This is a genomic window from Sporanaerobacter acetigenes DSM 13106, assembly GCF_900130025.1.
Lineage (GTDB): Bacteria > Bacillota > Clostridia > Tissierellales > Sporanaerobacteraceae > Sporanaerobacter > Sporanaerobacter acetigenes.
Genome location: NZ_FQXR01000009.1, coordinates 66,259 through 82,006 on the forward strand (window position 1 = coordinate 66,259; position 15,748 = coordinate 82,006).

Below are 15,748 nucleotides of genomic sequence, written 5' to 3' on the forward strand. Positions count from 1 at the left end.
GGTATATAATATACTTAGTTAAAATATATAAGTTAAAGAAAGGATGTTTCTATTGAAGCAAAATAAAAGATTTTTAATTTTAGCAATAATTTTGGGCTTATTTGTTTTGGTGTTGACTGGTTGCGAAAAGGTTCCAAAGGATGCAGTAGCTAAGGTAAATGGCGATACTATATCTCAAGATGAGTTTGATAAGAATTTTGAGATGTATAAAAAAGCTTATGAGTCTCAATTTGGCCCTGATATAATGAAAAAAGATGCAGGCAATGACAAGACTTTTGAAGAAGTGATTAAGGAAAATATATTGGAAAAGTTGATAACAGAAAAGTTGATAACAGAAAGCGCTAAAGAAAAAAATATTACTGTTACAGATGAAGAATTTAACGAACAACTTAAAAATTATGAAGAAATACTAGGTGGAGAAGAAAAATACAAAGAGTTTTTAAAGCAAAATAATCTTACAGAAGAATATTTTAAAGATAGCATTAAAAAAGAAATGATTATAGATAAGTATAAAAATGACTATGTAAATGGTCTAAAGATCAGTGAAGAAGAAGCTAAAAAACATTTTGAAGAAAATAAAGATGCTTATGTAAAGATTAGAGCAAGTCATATATTAGTAAAAACTGAAGAAGAAGCAAAAAAAGTTTTAGAGAAGATTCAAAAGGGTGAAGATTTTCATGCCTTAGCAGCTACAGAGTCTATAGATAATATGTCAGCTGTACAAGGAGGAGATTTAGGATTTTTTGCAAGAGGACAGATGGTACCAGAATTTGAAGAAGCAGCATTTTCATTGAAACCTGGAGAAGTGAGTGAAATAGTTCAAACTGACTATGGATATCATATAATAAAAGTTGAAGACAGATTAGATAAATATGAAGATGTAAAAGATGAAGTATTGGAAGATTTAAAAAACCAAAAATATGAAGTAAGTGTTAAGAAAATGAGAGATGAGGCAAAAGTTAAGATTTATATGAAAGAAGATAAAAAAGAAAATAACGAAAAAGAAGATAAGAAATCTTAAGCTATTTTAAATATGTTGTGATCTGTCAATATTTACCCCATAATGTGGACAAAAAAAAGTCTACCTTATGGGGTTTTTAATTCAAGTAATACTTTAACTTAACTTTACCATTGATGCATAAAATATTCATGAAAGTTAAATAATAAAACCATAAAGACAATTAATTTACAAGGAGGGAAAAAATGAAAGCTACTGGGATAGTTAGAAGAATTGATGATTTAGGTAGAGTGGTCATTCCTAAAGAAATTAGAAGAACTTTAAGAATAAGGGAAGGTGATCCATTAGAAATATTTACAGATAGAGAAGGGGAAGTGATACTTAAGAAATATAGTCCCATTGGGGAATTAAATGAATTTGCAGCTGAATACTGTGAGTCTTTATATGAAGCTATTAATCATATAGTTGTTATTTCTGATAGGGATACTATCATAGCAATATCAGGTGGTTCTAAAAAAGATTATTTAGATAAAAGAGTAAGCCAAGATTTAGAAAGTGTAATGGAAGGCAGAAAAGCTTATAATGCAACAGGAACAAATAAACCAATAAAATTATATTCTGAAGACGAAAATGTAGATAAATATACAGCACAGGTAATAGTACCAATTGTCATGCAAGGTGATCCCATAGGAGCTGTTATATTTCTGTCTAAAGAAGCAGATGTTCAAATGGGAGATTTAGAGATGAAGTTAGCAGAAACAGCTGCAGGATTTTTATCAAAACAAATGGAAAATTAAGAAAGTCTACCTTGGGTAGGCTTTTTTATTTGTCATTCCAAGTTGATTAGTAATAAATGTATTCCTTCTGAAATATCTTTTTGATATAATATAGTTTACTGATTAGTAGAAAATGATAAGTATTTTTAGGAGGAAAAAATATGACTAAAGAAAATTTTTTGAAAGGGGCAGCTATATTAGGAGCAGCAGGTATAGTGGTCAAGATATTGGGAGCATTTTATAGGATTCCTATAGGGAACATTATAAAAACAGAGGGAATGGGATATTATCAAACAGCTTATCCTCTTTATGTGTTACTTTTGACTATATCTACATCTGGTTTTCCAGTAGCTATTGCAAAATTAGTTTCTGAAAAAAGAGCATTGGGGGATTTCAGGGGTGCTCATAAAGTCTTTAAAGTAGCATTGGCAGGACTTTTTATATGCGGTATTATCACTAGTTTTCTTGTATATACTTTCGCAGAAAATATTGTTGAGTCATTAGGAAATAAAAATGCCTACTATGCTCTAATAGCATTGGTTCCAGCACTTTTTTTTGTACCAATGATGTCTGCTTTTAGAGGCTATTTTCAAGGTAGACAATCTATGACCCCTACGGCTATTTCACAAATATCTGAACAGAGTTTTAGAGTGGCTGCAGGACTGTTTTTTACTTATTACTTATTAGATCGTGGGATTCCAATTGCAGCAGGAGGAGCTTCTTTTGGGGGTTCTATAGGTGCTATTGCAGGTACACTAGCTATATTTATAATTTATTTGTCTAAAAAAGGTGAAATCAATGAGGAAATTGAAAGTAGTAAAAATGTAGAAGAAGAAACTACAGGAAAAATTATTAAAAGTTTATTGGCAATAGCTATTCCTATAACCATTGGAGCATCTATTGCACCAATTATGGATACTATAGATGCAGCCATAGTCATGAAAAGACTACAATTTGTTGGTTTTAGCGAATTTGAAGCCAATGATTTGTATGGTCAACTTAAAGGACTTGCTCAAACTTTAATTAATTTACCTCAAGTTTTTTCCATGGCATTGGCAATAAGTTTGGTTCCAGCTATTTCAGAAGCTCATGCTAAAAAACAATATGGGGAAATACGAAGTATAGTATCTTCGGGGGTAAGAGTTACATTACTTATTGGACTTCCAGCAGCTTTTGGACTTTTTGTTCTTGCAAAACCTATAATTAGACTATTATACTTTAAGAATACAGCAGAAGCATTAAATAGTACTGGAGAGATACTTATGTATCTATCTTTTGGTGTTATATTTTTAACTTTAGTTCAATCGCTAACAGCTATACTTCAAGGAATAGGGAGACCAATTATTCCAGTTAGAAATTTAGCTGTAGGTGCAGTTGCAAAGATAGTTCTTGCTTATGTATTGACGGGAATACCTAGTATCAATGTCAAAGGGTCAGCTATAAGTACGGTTGTAGCTTATTTAATAGCCAGCACTCTTGATTTAATCAGTGTAAAAAAATATACGAAAATCAAATTTAATATAGGAGAAGTATTTATAAGACCATTTATTTCAGCTGTAGGCATGGCAGTCATAGCTAAAGTAAGCCATATCTTGTTTTATTCTCTTATAGGTGATAAATTAGCGACTATTATAGCCATATTCATGGGTATAATAACTTATTTCTTACTTCTCATGAGGACTGGTTCTTTAACTTATGAAGATTTTAAATTGTTGCCTAAAGGTGAAAAAATGGCTAAAACTTTAGTGAAACTCAAATTATTAAGAATCAGCTAATAATATACAAAGGAGAAGATATTTATGAGTAAGATATATATTATAGGTCTTGGTCCTGGCGATATAAACTCCTTAAGCTTAGGGGCTGTTAAGAGACTTCAAAGTGGAGAATTAAATGTTTTAAGAACCGAAGTTCATCCAACGGTTGAATATTTAAAGGAAAATAAAATACCATATACTTCCTATGATTTTGTATATGAAAATGGAGAAGATTTCAGTGAAGTTTACAATTTTATTGTTTCTGATTTACTTGAAAAGGCAAAAAAATACAATTCTATAAATTATTTTGTTCCTGGGAATCCATTAGTGGCTGAAAAGACTGTGGATTTATTGTTGAAAAAAAGAGAGAACCAAAATATCGAAATGGAAATTATTCCAGGGATGAGTTTTATAGATCCTATTATAGTGGCAGTAGGTCATGATCCGATAAATGGATTAAAAATCATAGATGGATTAAACATAAAAGGACAATATGTCGATATAAATATAGGAAATGTAATTACTCAAGTTTATAATAAGAGAATTGCTTCACAAGTAAAATTAGAATTGTCCGAAGTATATGGGGATGATTATGAAATTTGTGTTATAAACAGTGCTGGAGTTCCTTATAAAGAGCAAATATTTAAAATTCCAATATATAAATTAGATAGAATGGAAGAAATCAGCTATTTAACAAGTATATATATTCCTAAAGTGGATAAAATAAATAAAAAAATTTATGATATGAGTGATTTATTGACTATAATGGGAACACTTAGAGGTGATGAAGGATGTCCTTGGGATATAGAACAGACTCATAAATCCATTAGGGAATGTGTAGTTGAAGAAGCTTATGAAGTAGTCAATGCAATAGATGAAGATGACATGGAAAATTTATGTGAAGAACTAGGTGATATTCTACTTCAAGTTGTATTTCATAGTGATATAGCTAAGGATGAAGGTTATTTTAATATATGGGATGTAATCACTGGGATTTGTAATAAATTAATATTTAGACATCCTCATGTTTTTGGAGAAAAAAAAGTAGAAAATTGTGATGAAGTAGTATATAATTGGAATGAAATGAAATTTAAGAAAAGAAACATTGAAAGCTATACAGATAGGCTAAAAGAAATTTCACATTTACCTTCTCTTATGAGAAGCTTTAAAATTCAAGAAAGAGCAGCTGATATTGGTTTTGATTGGGATGATGTAAGTGGAGCTATTGATAAGGTAGATGAAGAATATCATGAAGTAATTGAGGCTTTAAATGTATCTAAAGGTGGTGATATGGGAAAAGTAGAGAGTGAACTTGGAGATTTATTATTTGCTGTAGTGAATGTATGTAGATTTTTAGATATTAATCCAGAAATAGCACTTAACAAGACGATTAACAAGTTTATTGAAAGATTTGATTTTATGGAAAAGAAGAGTAAAGAAAACAATAAAGATTTAAAAGACATGACATTAGAAGAAATGGATATGCTATGGAATAGAGCAAAAATACATAAAAACAAATAATTTGATAAAAACTACTAAAAATAAGAAGGAATTTTGAAATCAACGTAGAATAAGCAATATGAGCTATTTTAAACATTTATATGAGGAGGAATTAAATTATGAACAAATCTGAATTAGTTGCTAGTATGGCTGAAAAAGGAAATTTGACTAAAAAAGATGCAGAAAGTGCTTTAAATGCATTTATGAAGGCTGTTGAAGAAGCATTATCAAATGGAGAAAAGGTTCAACTTGTTGGATTTGGTACTTTTGAAGTAAGAGAAAGAAAAGCTAGAGAAGGAAGAAATCCAAGAAATCCTGAAGAAATTATCAATATTCCAGCTTCAAAAGCCCCAGTATTTAAAGCAGGAAAAGCTTTAAAAGAATCAGTAAATAAGTAAAAAAAGTCAGGTCATTGACCTGACTTTTTTATGAGGAGTGGTCTTATGAGAATTGACAAATATCTAAAGAATTCGAGAATTATAAAAAGAAGGACTGTAGCTAAGGAGGCTTGTGAGCAGGGAAGAGTATTTCTAAATGGGAAAGCTGCTAAGCCTGGAGATGAAGTAGAAGTAGGAGATAATATAGAAATAAATTTTGGGAATGCTTCTAGGAAAATTCAAATATTAAGAGTAGATGATAATGTGTCTAAGGACAAGGCACAAGACTTATACAAAGAATTATAAAAGCCTTTTAGGAATAAAGGCTTTTTTTTATTCATATTATGTATTAGAAAAATTATAGGGGGAATAGCTGTGGGTGAAAATGATATTGGTTTAAAAAATCAAAATATATATTTAGAAGACAGGACAAATCTTACAATTACAGGGGTAGAACAAGTTGAAAGTTTCAATGACAATACTATTATTTTGATTACAATAAGAGGGGGTATGACAATAAAGGGAGAAGAACTTAATATAAATAAATTAAATTTAGAAGATGGAAATGTCAAAATAGATGGGACAATAAATGGCATCTTATATAACAATAAAGATTCAAATTCAAAAGGCAAATTATTTGAGAAGATGTTTAAATAATGTCGAGGATCATAAATATGGATAATTCTATCAAAGTTCAAATATATGTATTTTTAAGTGTTTTTTATGGAGGATTGATAATTGGGTTTATATACGATATATATAGGGCCTTTAGATATTATTTAAAGCCTAAAAAAGTTGCAACAATTTTGGGAGATTTTATATTTTGGATAGTAGTAGTTATAATTACTTTTTATATGCTTATAAAGAGTAATTTTGGCGAAATTAGGGGATATGTATTTGTAGGAATACTTTTAGGTGTATATATATATTTAAAAGTGTTAAGTAAGCTTATTTATCCATTGTTTATAAAAATATTGAAAGTATTACATGTGTTTTTCAATAAAATATTTCATGTAGTACTTTATCCACTTAATTTAATTAAAAAGCTACTTATGCCACATGTAAATAAAGTAAAAAAAGTCAATAGTGTTTCCAAAGACACAGTTAAAAATATGAATAAATACATAAATATAATTTCTAAAAAGAAATAGAGGATTTTTTAATTTGATGTAGAATAGATACAAAAGAGGTGATACTTATGGCAAAACATAAGAAAAAGAATGTAAAGAAATTTAGAATAAGGCATCTCATTATTTTGGTGTTTGGAATCTACATATGTACAACTTTAATATCTCAAAGAAAGATGCTCAAAAATCTCAATGCAGAAAAAGTAGAAATGGAAAATGAAGTTAAAACATTAAATACAGAAATAAATGAAATCAATAAGGAGATAAAAAATAGTGATTCATTGGAGTTTGTAGAAAAAGTGGCAAGAGAAGAATTAAAAATGCTTAAGCCAAGGGAAATTATTTATATAGATAAAAGTAAAAATAAGGATCCGTTTTTGAAAAAAAGTAGGAAATAAACTAGATTGACATATACTATTTTCTAATATATACTAGATAGAAGATAAATATTTATTAAGGAGGAATCATTTATTTATGCCCGTAGCTGTTGGAGAAGTAGTTGAAGGTACCGTTACAGGTATAACAAATTTTGGTGCATTCATTCAACTACCAGAAGGAAAAACTGGATTAGTTCACATTTCTGAGATATCAGAAGATTATGTAGAAAAGGTAAGCGATTATTTAAAAAAAGATCAAAGAGTTAAAGTAAAAGTATTATCTATAAGTAAAGAGGGGAAAATAAGTCTTTCTATTAGACAAGCTAAGCCAAAGTCAAATAACCCTGTTGAAATTGACTGGGGCAAAACTGATGATAAACAGAAATTTATGTCATTTGAGGATAAGCTTTCTAAGTTTTTAAAAGAGAGTAATGAAAGACAAGATCAATTAAAGAGTAGAGAGTCCAAAAGAGGTTCTGGCTCAAAACCTCGTAGTAAAAGCTTGGCAGATTAAAACCGGATTTATCCGGTTTTTTGTTTTAGGTTAAATTATAGAGAATAGACAAAAAAATATTTAATGTATAAATTTTGACATTGGATGGAGATTTTTAATACTTTAAGCTTAAAGTATTAAAAATCTCCATCATATAGCCTTAAAGCGGATTGCTTTAATTTAAATAAATTGTAGGATATTATAATATATATTATTCTAATATGTCTAAAAATTCTTTTTGCAAGGCAACTAGTATTGACAAAAATCTCAAATCTTATTTGATATTATAGTCATGAAAAAATAAATAGGGGTGATTTTTCATGACTACTAGAACTGAAAGTGTATCTCTTAATGAAAAGAGAGCTTTGCAAAAGATTTCTTTTAACGGAATCCAAATTGTTATAGCAATACTGGGTTTTTTCATATCCAGAGCTTCAATCATTAATGGTATGACACCTTTTGGGATTTCATTTTTAACTGCAAGTTTAGGCAGGAGCTTTTCAATTGCGGCATTGATTTCTTCAATTTTAGGTTTACTAAGTTTTCATGGTTTTAATTCTTATAGTTATCTAATCTCTTCTGGAATAATATTTACATTGTTTGCTCTATATACAAAGGAAAAAGAGATATCTATTTTTAAAACATCGTTGTTTTCATCTTTTATCTTTGTTGGAGTAAATATATTTAAAACCATTATATTGAAAAATTTCTATATTTATGATTTCCTAATGATATTTTTTGAGGGGTTGGTAATATTTACTCTATCATATATATTTTCTTATGGACTTCCAAAAGAAACTGTAAGAAAGACTAAATTTACCAACGAAGAGGTCATATGCGTATTTATAACTTTGTCATTAGCAATTTCTGGGCTAACTGATTTTGAGATTTTTAGTTTGTCATTTAAAAATCTTTTGAGTATATTTTTTGTGATGACTTCAGGATATATATATGGAGCAGCTTTGGGAGCAGGAATGGGAATATCAGTAGGAATGATTTCTTATCTATCTCAAAGTGATATGCCATTTTTATTAGCTATATTTGGTTTAGGTGGGTTGTTGTCGGGAGTATTCAGAGATTTGGGCAAATTTGGGACTATATTAGGTTTTGTTTTGGCAAACAGTATTATGAGTTTTTATATAAATGGATATAGTACAAGCTTTTTAAGCTATTATGAGTTAGCTATTGCTTGTGGCCTTTTCTACATTTTTTCTAACTATATGAAAGAAAATTTTTTATTTATACCTTTAAGTGTGTCATCTTTAGATAACAATGATATATATAGTGAAAGAACTAAAGAATTGACAACTAAAAAACTTAAATATATTTCTGAAGTATTTAAAGACTTGGGAGGTATATTTAAAAAGGTTTCTTACAATGAAGAAGTATATACAGACAATATAACTAAGTTTATAAATTGTGTAGCAAATGATGTGTGCAAAAATTGTTCTATGAATGTATTTTGTTGGAAGGATGATTTTTATACTACCTATTGTTCTATATTTGATCTTATAGCTTCAATGGAAATGACTGGTGGCATAGATGAGGAGAATTTGCCGGAACTTTTTAAAAATACTTGCATAAATACTGAAGAAATACTTGACAAGACCCATAGATTGTTCGATTTATATAAAGTAAATTATACTTGGGAAAAGAGAATGGCAGAAAATAGAAAACTTGTTGCGGAGCAATTGAGTGGTATTTCAAATATTATGGAGGGACTCATGAAAGATATAGATAAGTCTCCAGTGTTTAAGGAAGATGTTGAAATGCAGATATATTCTTCATTGAAATCTCAGAGGGTAAATATAAAAAATGTCATGGTGGCTGAATACAGTGAAGAAGATTTTGAGATATATTTAGAAGTAGGAAAATGTTTCAAAGGAGAAAATAGCTTAGAAAATGTTAGAGATATTGTCTCAGAGGTTGTAGGAATACCTTTAAAAGGAGATTTCACAGTTGATACAATGAAGGCTCGAGAAGTCAATAGATATAAATTGATAAAAGCTAATAGATATGGAGCTATAACGAGAATTGCAAAAAATAGTGAATCTTTTAATGTTGTTTCGGGAGATAGCTATACTTTTGGAGAAGAGGGGAACAATTATTTTGCAGCTTTAAGTGATGGCATGGGAATAGGAAGACGAGCCAATTTTGAAAGTACTATTGCTATATCTCTATTGGAAAAATTTTTGGAAGCAGGATTTGATAAAGAGATTGCTTTAAAAACTATAAATTCAATTCTCATGCTGAAATCAGAAGAAGAGATTTTTACTACATTGGATATTTCAACAATAGATTTGTATTCGGGAAAACTTCAAACAATAAAGACGGGAGCCGCACCAACCTTTATAAAGAAAAAGGATAGAGTTCTGGTCATAGATTCAAATTCTCTTCCTGTTGGAATGCTTAAGGATGTAGATTTAGAAATTTATGAAGAATATTTAGATGATGGAGATTTCATAATCATGATGTCAGATGGGGTTTTAGAGTCAAATGAGGATGCAAACAATAAGGAAAAATGGATAATTGATATAATTGCCAATATAGATAGTTTCAATCCTCAGACTGTTGCCAATATGCTAATGAAGGAAGCTAAAAAGGCTTGCCATGATGAGATAAAAGATGATATGACGGTACTTGTAACTAAAGTATGGAAGATAAAATGAAGCTGACCCCCTTAGTCAACATAGACCAAGGGGGTATAAAATTTTTAAATATGTCAATACTCCTTTAAAAAATATAGGAGTGATATAATGTCAATCAAACAGATAATGCTTATTACAGATGGAGAATCAAATGTGGGGGTTAGTCCCATAGAAGTAGCTAAAATAGCTAAAAAGAATGATATAGTTGTAAATACCATAGGAATTGTGAAGAACAAAGATATAGAAGAGCCCTTAAGAGAAGTTGAAGAAGTTGCTTTAAATGGAGGGGGCATTTGTGAAATAACTAGTCTGGAAAGTTTAGAGAAAGTTTTAAGTATGGTTACAGTTCAGTCTATTCACAGGACAATAGAAGAAGTAGTTAATAAAGAGTTAAGAGAAATAATAGACAAGGATATAAAAGAAATTTCTCCAAAAGAAAGAAAGAAAATAGTTGAGATGATGGATAAATTAGGTGATGAAGTATCTATAAAATGTTTAATGATATTAGATACTAGCGGAAGCATGAAATATAAAATAAATGTAGCCAAAAGAAGTATTTTGGAACTTTTTAGATTTTTAAAAGAAAGGTCAGGAGAGACGGAAATAGGTATTATTACTTATCCTGGAGAGGAAGGTTTTTATAATATACTTTGTGATTTTACTCAGGATATAAATTATTTAGAAGAGAAAATAGAAAAGATTTCAATTGGAGGCACTACCCCTACAGGTCCGGCTTTAGAAGGTGGAATAGATATGATACTGGGAAAAGAAAAAAATGTTCTTTCCGAGTATATGGTGTAGGTGAATTGGATGAATTCTCTTAAGGGCAAGTGGAATAGAAATATATATTATATTGTTGAGAAGATAGGTAAAGGTACTTTTGGAACGGTATATAAAGTTTTAGACGAACGAAACAAACAAAAGGTATTAAAGATGTCTAAAGATACATCTTCTATAACTAGAGAATACTATACTATGGAAAAGCTTAAAAGTTTGGATTTCGTACCCGAGGTTTATGATTTTGACGATTTTCAAGCTAAAGGCGAAATATATCATTTTATTGTTATGGATTATATTCAAGGACAAACTTTAAAAGAAGTTTCTAGAAAAAACAAATTAGATATAGAAGAAATATTTCAAATTGGGTATGTTATAGTAGATTCGTTAGAAAAAGTATATAATATGGGATATATGTATTGTGACATAAAATTAGAAAATATAATATTGACTGGGAAAAATGAGGTTTGTTTTGTGGATTTTGGAGGAGTAGTAGAGAAAAATAGTCCTATAATTGAGTATACTCCAAATTACAATATGATTTCTTGGAAAAAGAATGAGAGCGGTAATTATTTTGGAAATATAATTTTTAGTACTACAATGGTTTTAACTACAATGTTTTTAAGAAAAGAATATCATCCTTTTTTATTTTCTTTGAAAGATATAGATGAGAAAATAAAAAATACAAATTTAAATAAAGAGATAAAGAAATTTTTGCAAAGAGGATTAAATGGGAATTATGGTTCATTAAATGAGTATAAAAATGATCTAAAAAAACTATCTTATCATTTTGGGGGATTTAGGGAAGAAATAGATAAGATAGATTACTTTTTTGTGGTAAGTATTATTTTCTTTATATTCTCATTGTTAATGGGGAAAAAATTTTGTTTATTTTAGAGGAAAATTTGTGTTTATGTAGAAGAAAATAAGGGGAATATAAGGTAGGTGATATGGTGGAAGATAAAATATTAAATACAATAAAAAAACACAATTTAATAGAAAATGGAGATAATGTTTTGGTAGGGGTATCTGGTGGACCAGATTCTATGGCTCTTTTGTATGCTCTTTTGTCAATACAAACTGAAATTTCTTTTTCTCTTTATATTGCTCATGTAAATCATGGCGTCAGGGGAAGAGAAGCTGATGAAGATGAGAAATTTGTTGAAAAAATATCGGGGAAATTAGGAATTCCCTTTTATTCTAAAAAAATTGATATGGAGGGATATGCAAGAGAACACAAGCTTTCATCAGAAGATGCAGGTAGAAGGCTTAGATATAAATTTTTTAGAGAAGTTTTATTAAGCATAAATGGGGGTAAAATAGCAGTAGCCCATAATAAAAATGATCAAGCAGAGACTTTAATCATGAGGTTTTTTAGGGGAACTGGATTAGATGGATTGAAAGGCATGGAATATAGAAATGGTGACATTATAAGACCCCTTTTAGATATTTCAAGGAATGAAATAGAAGATTATATATTAGAAAAAAATATAAATACAAGATTAGATAGGACAAACTTAGAAAATATATACAATAGAAACAAAATCAGATTAGAGCTTATCCCATATATAGTAGATAATTTCAATCCCAATATAGTTGACACACTTTGGAGAACTTCTAGAACTATGTCCAATGATAGCGAGTTTTTGGAGGAATTTTCCAAAGAACGATATAGAGAATTGGTCAAAGTTGAAGATAAAAATAGTATAATTTTATGTAGACAAAAATTTTCAAGGGAACACATAGCTATAAAACAGAGAATAATAAGACACTCAATATATAATTTAACAGGAACTCTAGATGGAATTTCAGAAATTCATGTGAGAAATGTCTTGGAACTATTTGAAAGAGGGGATACTGGCAAGAGTGTTGATTTGCCTAATAGATTAGAAGTTAAGACAAGCTATGATGATTTAATTTTTCGAATAAAGAATTTAAATGTAAATAATAATTATAAATATAGTCTTAAACGTGGGCAAGCTACATATGTAAAAGAGTGGAATTCCATTTTTAAGATGGAAGTGTATCCTATGGAAAAAATTCAGTTAAATTTCAAAGATAGGTTTATAAAGTATTTTGATTATGATAAAATAAAAGGCGAAATATACATAAGAAACAGGAGACTAGGAGATACAATACAACCTTTTGGAATGAGTGGAAATAAAAAATTAAAGGACTTATTTATAGATAAAAAGATTCCTATAGACGAAAGAGAAAAAATCCCGATACTAGTAGATAAAAATGATATAATTTGGGTAGTGGGACTGAGAACAAGCGAAAAATATAAAATAACACCTTATACAAAAAATGTTTTAGTTATTAAATATAAAAATTTATAATATTTTAAGGAGGAGAAAAATGAAGGATTTTGTCAAAGAAGTACTTGTTTCCGAAGAAAATATTGAAAAAAGAGTAAGGGAACTAGGAATACAAATTACCGAAGATTATAAGGGAAAAGATTTAATGCTAGTTGGTATACTAAAAGGAGCAGCCATATTTATGGCAGATCTTGCTAGAAGCATTGATATACCAGTAACTATGGATTTTATGGCTGTATCTAGTTATGGAAATACAACTCAGTCTTCAGGAGTAGTTAGAATAGTTAAAGATTTAGATACAAGTATTGAGGGAAAGGATATTTTAATTGTTGAGGATATAATTGATACTGGTCTTACCCTTGGCTATTTAACAGATAATCTTACAAAGAGGGGAGCAAGAAGTGTAAGGATATGTACATTGTTGGATAAGCCAGAAAGAAGAAAAGTAAATGTTCCAGTAGATTATAGGGGTTTTATAATACCAGATGAATTTGTAGTTGGATATGGGATAGACTATGCGGAAAAATATAGAAATTTGCCATATATATCATCTTTAAAAGAAGAAGTATATAGTTAATTGTTAAAATATAAAATGCTATTGACCCAATCATTGTTTTTTAAAATAAAATGTGTTATAATTTGAAAATATACGATTATGCCCAGTTTAAGAAGGGAGGACTTAGGTTGAGAAAATTTTTTAGAGGCGTGAGCTTCTATTTGCTTATACTCATTATAATAATTCTAGTAGTTGAAATGGTGGGAAAAGATGTAGAGCCAGTTGTCGAAATAGATGCTATACAACTTATAGAGCATTTAAAGAATGAAGATGTTGAAAGTATAAAAAGCATAAGAAGTGCTGGTGGAACTACTATAAAGGGTAAATTAAAAGACAATACTCAGTTTACTACAATTTTGCCAGAGGAATTACAGGATACCTATAAAAAATATGTAGAACCACAGATAGAAAAAGGGAAAATAAAAGCCTATAAAGGAGAAGAAGAAGCAGGAACTCCTTTTATACTTGAAGCATTGCCAACTATTTTTATGATTCTCATAGTTGTTGTCATATGGTTTACATTTATGCAACAATCCCAAGGTGGCGGAGGAAACCGTGTAATGTCTTTTGGGAAAAGCAAAGCTAGAATGCACAAAGATGATGAATCCCAAAAAGTTACTTTTGCTGATGTAGCAGGACTTGAAGAGGAAAAGGAAGAGTTAAAAGAAATCGTGGACTTTTTGAAGAGCCCTAGAAAATATATTGAATTGGGTGCAAGAATTCCAAAGGGGGTACTTCTTGTAGGGCCTCCAGGAACAGGTAAGACTTATTTAAGCAAGGCTGTCGCAGGAGAAGCAGGAGTGCCATTTTTCAGCATCAGTGGCTCTGACTTTGTAGAAATGTTTGTTGGTGTAGGTGCCAGTCGTGTAAGGGATTTGTTTGAACAAGCAAAGAAAAATTCACCATGTATAATTTTTATAGATGAAATTGATGCAGTAGGTAGGAGAAGAGGTGCAGGCCTTGGCGGAGGTCACGATGAAAGAGAACAAACATTGAATCAATTGTTGGTTGAGATGGATGGTTTTGGTACAAATGAAGGTATAATAGTTATGGCTGCTACGAATAGACCAGATATTCTTGATCCAGCTCTTCTTAGGCCAGGAAGATTTGATAGACAAGTGTATGTAGGAGTGCCAGATGTAAAGGGAAGAGAGGCTATACTTAAAATTCATACCAGAAACAAGCCTCTTGCAGAAGACGTAGATTTGAAAGTTGTAGCTAAGAGAACTCCTGGATTTACACCAGCTGATCTTGAAAATTTAATAAATGAAGCGGCATTACTTGCTGCTAGAAACAATTTAAAAGAAATACCTATGAATCTTATAGAGGAAGCATCAATAAAAGTATTAGCAGGACCTGAAAAGAAAAGCAAGGTTATAAGTGAAAAAGAAAGAAAGCTTACTGCATATCATGAAGCAGGTCATGCAGTTACAGCTCGACTTCTTCCAAATTCAGATCCAGTTCATATGGTGACAATTATTCCAAGGGGAATGGCTGGAGGATTTACAGCATATCTTCCTGAAGAGGATAGATCCTATATGACAAAGAAACAAATGGAAGATGAAATAGTTCAAATGCTTGGTGGAAGAGTGGCAGAAGCATTGGTTCTTGGAGATATAAGTACTGGGGCACAAAATGACATAGAAAGAGCTACAAAACTTGCAAGAAAAATGGTGACTCACTATGGAATGAGTGATAATTTAGGTCCTATGACTTATGGAACAGATGATGAAGAAGTGTTTATAGGAAGAGATTTTGGTAGGGCAAGAAACTATAGTGAGGAAGTGGCTGCTGCTATAGATCAAGAAATGAGAAATATTATAGATAAAGCTTATCAAAGATCAGAAGAGTTGTTGTCTAAAAATATGAATAAACTTCACAGAGTTGCAGAAGAACTTCTTGAAAAAGAAACCCTTGATGCAAAAGAATTTGAAGAAATATTTATGAGTGCATAAGGTAGTTAACAAAAGTTAACTACCTCTTTTTCTTTTTTGTTAAGATTATTTAAAGAGGGAAAAGTGAATTTGTGTCGAATATTTTATTTAGATTATGCAACATTTGTTTCATTTTAAAATATTTTTGAAATA

General features: G+C 30.0%; 16 protein-coding genes. All 16 read left to right on the forward strand.

The window, feature by feature from the left end:
• Positions 1-52: 52 nt before the first annotated feature.
• The 16 genes from BUA21_RS09825 to ftsH all read left to right on the forward strand — a co-directional run bounded on the left by BUA21_RS09825 (position 53) and on the right by ftsH (position 15,616).
• On the forward strand, positions 53-1,021 hold the full coding sequence (locus BUA21_RS09825) for a SurA N-terminal domain-containing protein (RefSeq protein WP_072744655.1): 969 nt from the start codon (positions 53-55) through the stop codon (positions 1,019-1,021).
• A 182-nt stretch (positions 1,022-1,203) separates the two neighbouring features.
• Positions 1,204-1,755 (forward strand): stage V sporulation protein T, encoded by a 552-nt coding sequence (gene spoVT, locus BUA21_RS09830; protein WP_072744656.1) that lies wholly within the window; start codon positions 1,204-1,206, stop codon positions 1,753-1,755.
• A 140-nt stretch (positions 1,756-1,895) separates the two neighbouring features.
• Positions 1,896-3,509 (forward strand): putative polysaccharide biosynthesis protein, encoded by a 1,614-nt coding sequence (locus tag BUA21_RS09835; RefSeq protein WP_072744657.1) that lies wholly within the window; start codon positions 1,896-1,898, stop codon positions 3,507-3,509.
• A 24-nt stretch (positions 3,510-3,533) separates the two neighbouring features.
• Positions 3,534-5,009 carry a bifunctional methyltransferase/pyrophosphohydrolase YabN gene (gene yabN, locus BUA21_RS09840; RefSeq protein ID WP_072744658.1) on the forward strand — a complete coding sequence of 492 codons (1,476 nt, stop codon included), beginning with the start codon at positions 3,534-3,536 and terminating at the stop codon, positions 5,007-5,009.
• A 98-nt stretch (positions 5,010-5,107) separates the two neighbouring features.
• Positions 5,108-5,386, forward strand: a complete 279-nt coding sequence (locus BUA21_RS09845) for an HU family DNA-binding protein (protein WP_072744659.1) — start codon at positions 5,108-5,110, stop codon at positions 5,384-5,386.
• Positions 5,387-5,431: 45 nt separating this feature from the next.
• The gene (locus BUA21_RS09850) at positions 5,432-5,671 is read left to right on the forward strand and encodes an RNA-binding S4 domain-containing protein (RefSeq protein WP_072744660.1); all 240 of its coding nucleotides are present in this window, start codon (positions 5,432-5,434) and stop codon (positions 5,669-5,671) included.
• Positions 5,672-5,740: 69 nt separating this feature from the next.
• The gene (gene yabP / locus BUA21_RS09855) at positions 5,741-6,022 is read left to right on the forward strand and encodes a sporulation protein YabP (RefSeq protein WP_233242598.1); all 282 of its coding nucleotides are present in this window, start codon (positions 5,741-5,743) and stop codon (positions 6,020-6,022) included.
• Between the two features lie 17 nt (positions 6,023-6,039).
• Positions 6,040-6,516, forward strand: a complete 477-nt coding sequence (gene yabQ / locus BUA21_RS09860; protein WP_072744691.1) for a spore cortex biosynthesis protein YabQ — start codon at positions 6,040-6,042, stop codon at positions 6,514-6,516.
• 47 nt (positions 6,517-6,563) lie between these two features.
• Positions 6,564-6,890, forward strand: coding sequence for an FtsB family cell division protein (locus tag BUA21_RS09865; protein WP_072744661.1), 327 nt, complete (start codon positions 6,564-6,566; stop codon positions 6,888-6,890).
• Between the two features lie 76 nt (positions 6,891-6,966).
• Positions 6,967-7,383, forward strand: a complete 417-nt coding sequence (locus tag BUA21_RS09870) for a S1 RNA-binding domain-containing protein (RefSeq protein WP_072744662.1) — start codon at positions 6,967-6,969, stop codon at positions 7,381-7,383.
• A 299-nt stretch (positions 7,384-7,682) separates the two neighbouring features.
• Entirely contained in the window at positions 7,683-10,031 is a 2,349-nt protein-coding gene (gene spoIIE, locus BUA21_RS09875) for a stage II sporulation protein E (RefSeq protein ID WP_072744663.1), read from the forward strand.
• 87 nt (positions 10,032-10,118) lie between these two features.
• The gene (locus BUA21_RS09880) at positions 10,119-10,811 is read left to right on the forward strand and encodes a vWA domain-containing protein (protein WP_072744664.1); all 693 of its coding nucleotides are present in this window, start codon (positions 10,119-10,121) and stop codon (positions 10,809-10,811) included.
• Positions 10,812-10,820: 9 nt separating this feature from the next.
• Complete coding sequence (locus BUA21_RS09885) at positions 10,821-11,684, forward strand: protein kinase domain-containing protein (RefSeq protein WP_072744665.1); 864 nt, start codon at positions 10,821-10,823, stop codon at positions 11,682-11,684.
• A gap of 56 nt (positions 11,685-11,740) precedes the next feature.
• Complete coding sequence (gene tilS / locus BUA21_RS09890; RefSeq protein ID WP_084604238.1) at positions 11,741-13,126, forward strand: tRNA lysidine(34) synthetase TilS; 1,386 nt, start codon at positions 11,741-11,743, stop codon at positions 13,124-13,126.
• 19 nt (positions 13,127-13,145) lie between these two features.
• Positions 13,146-13,682: a hypoxanthine phosphoribosyltransferase gene (gene hpt / locus BUA21_RS09895; protein WP_072744667.1), complete on the forward strand. Its 537-nt coding sequence runs from the start codon at positions 13,146-13,148 to the stop codon at positions 13,680-13,682.
• A gap of 107 nt (positions 13,683-13,789) precedes the next feature.
• Positions 13,790-15,616, forward strand: a complete 1,827-nt coding sequence (ftsH, locus tag BUA21_RS09900) for an ATP-dependent zinc metalloprotease FtsH (RefSeq protein WP_072744668.1) — start codon at positions 13,790-13,792, stop codon at positions 15,614-15,616.
• Positions 15,617-15,748 lie beyond the last annotated feature (132 nt).

Excerpts from the sequence above, each read along its gene's own strand:
- spoVT (WP_072744656.1), top strand. The coding sequence starts at position 1,204 with ATGAAAGCTACTGGGATAGTTAGAAGAATTGATGATTTAGGTAGAGTG.
- BUA21_RS09835 (WP_072744657.1), top strand. The coding sequence starts at position 1,896 with ATGACTAAAGAAAATTTTTTGAAAGGGGCAGCTATATTAGGAGCAGCA.
- yabN (WP_072744658.1), top strand. The coding sequence starts at position 3,534 with ATGAGTAAGATATATATTATAGGTCTTGGTCCTGGCGATATAAACTCC.
- BUA21_RS09845 (WP_072744659.1), top strand. The coding sequence starts at position 5,108 with ATGAACAAATCTGAATTAGTTGCTAGTATGGCTGAAAAAGGAAATTTG.
- BUA21_RS09850 (WP_072744660.1), top strand. The coding sequence starts at position 5,432 with ATGAGAATTGACAAATATCTAAAGAATTCGAGAATTATAAAAAGAAGG.
- yabQ (WP_072744691.1), top strand. The coding sequence starts at position 6,040 with ATGGATAATTCTATCAAAGTTCAAATATATGTATTTTTAAGTGTTTTT.
- BUA21_RS09865 (WP_072744661.1), top strand. The coding sequence starts at position 6,564 with ATGGCAAAACATAAGAAAAAGAATGTAAAGAAATTTAGAATAAGGCAT.
- BUA21_RS09870 (WP_072744662.1), top strand. The coding sequence starts at position 6,967 with ATGCCCGTAGCTGTTGGAGAAGTAGTTGAAGGTACCGTTACAGGTATA.
- spoIIE (WP_072744663.1), top strand. The coding sequence starts at position 7,683 with ATGACTACTAGAACTGAAAGTGTATCTCTTAATGAAAAGAGAGCTTTG.
- BUA21_RS09880 (WP_072744664.1), top strand. The coding sequence starts at position 10,119 with ATGTCAATCAAACAGATAATGCTTATTACAGATGGAGAATCAAATGTG.
- BUA21_RS09885 (WP_072744665.1), top strand. The coding sequence starts at position 10,821 with ATGAATTCTCTTAAGGGCAAGTGGAATAGAAATATATATTATATTGTT.
- hpt (WP_072744667.1), top strand. The coding sequence starts at position 13,146 with ATGAAGGATTTTGTCAAAGAAGTACTTGTTTCCGAAGAAAATATTGAA.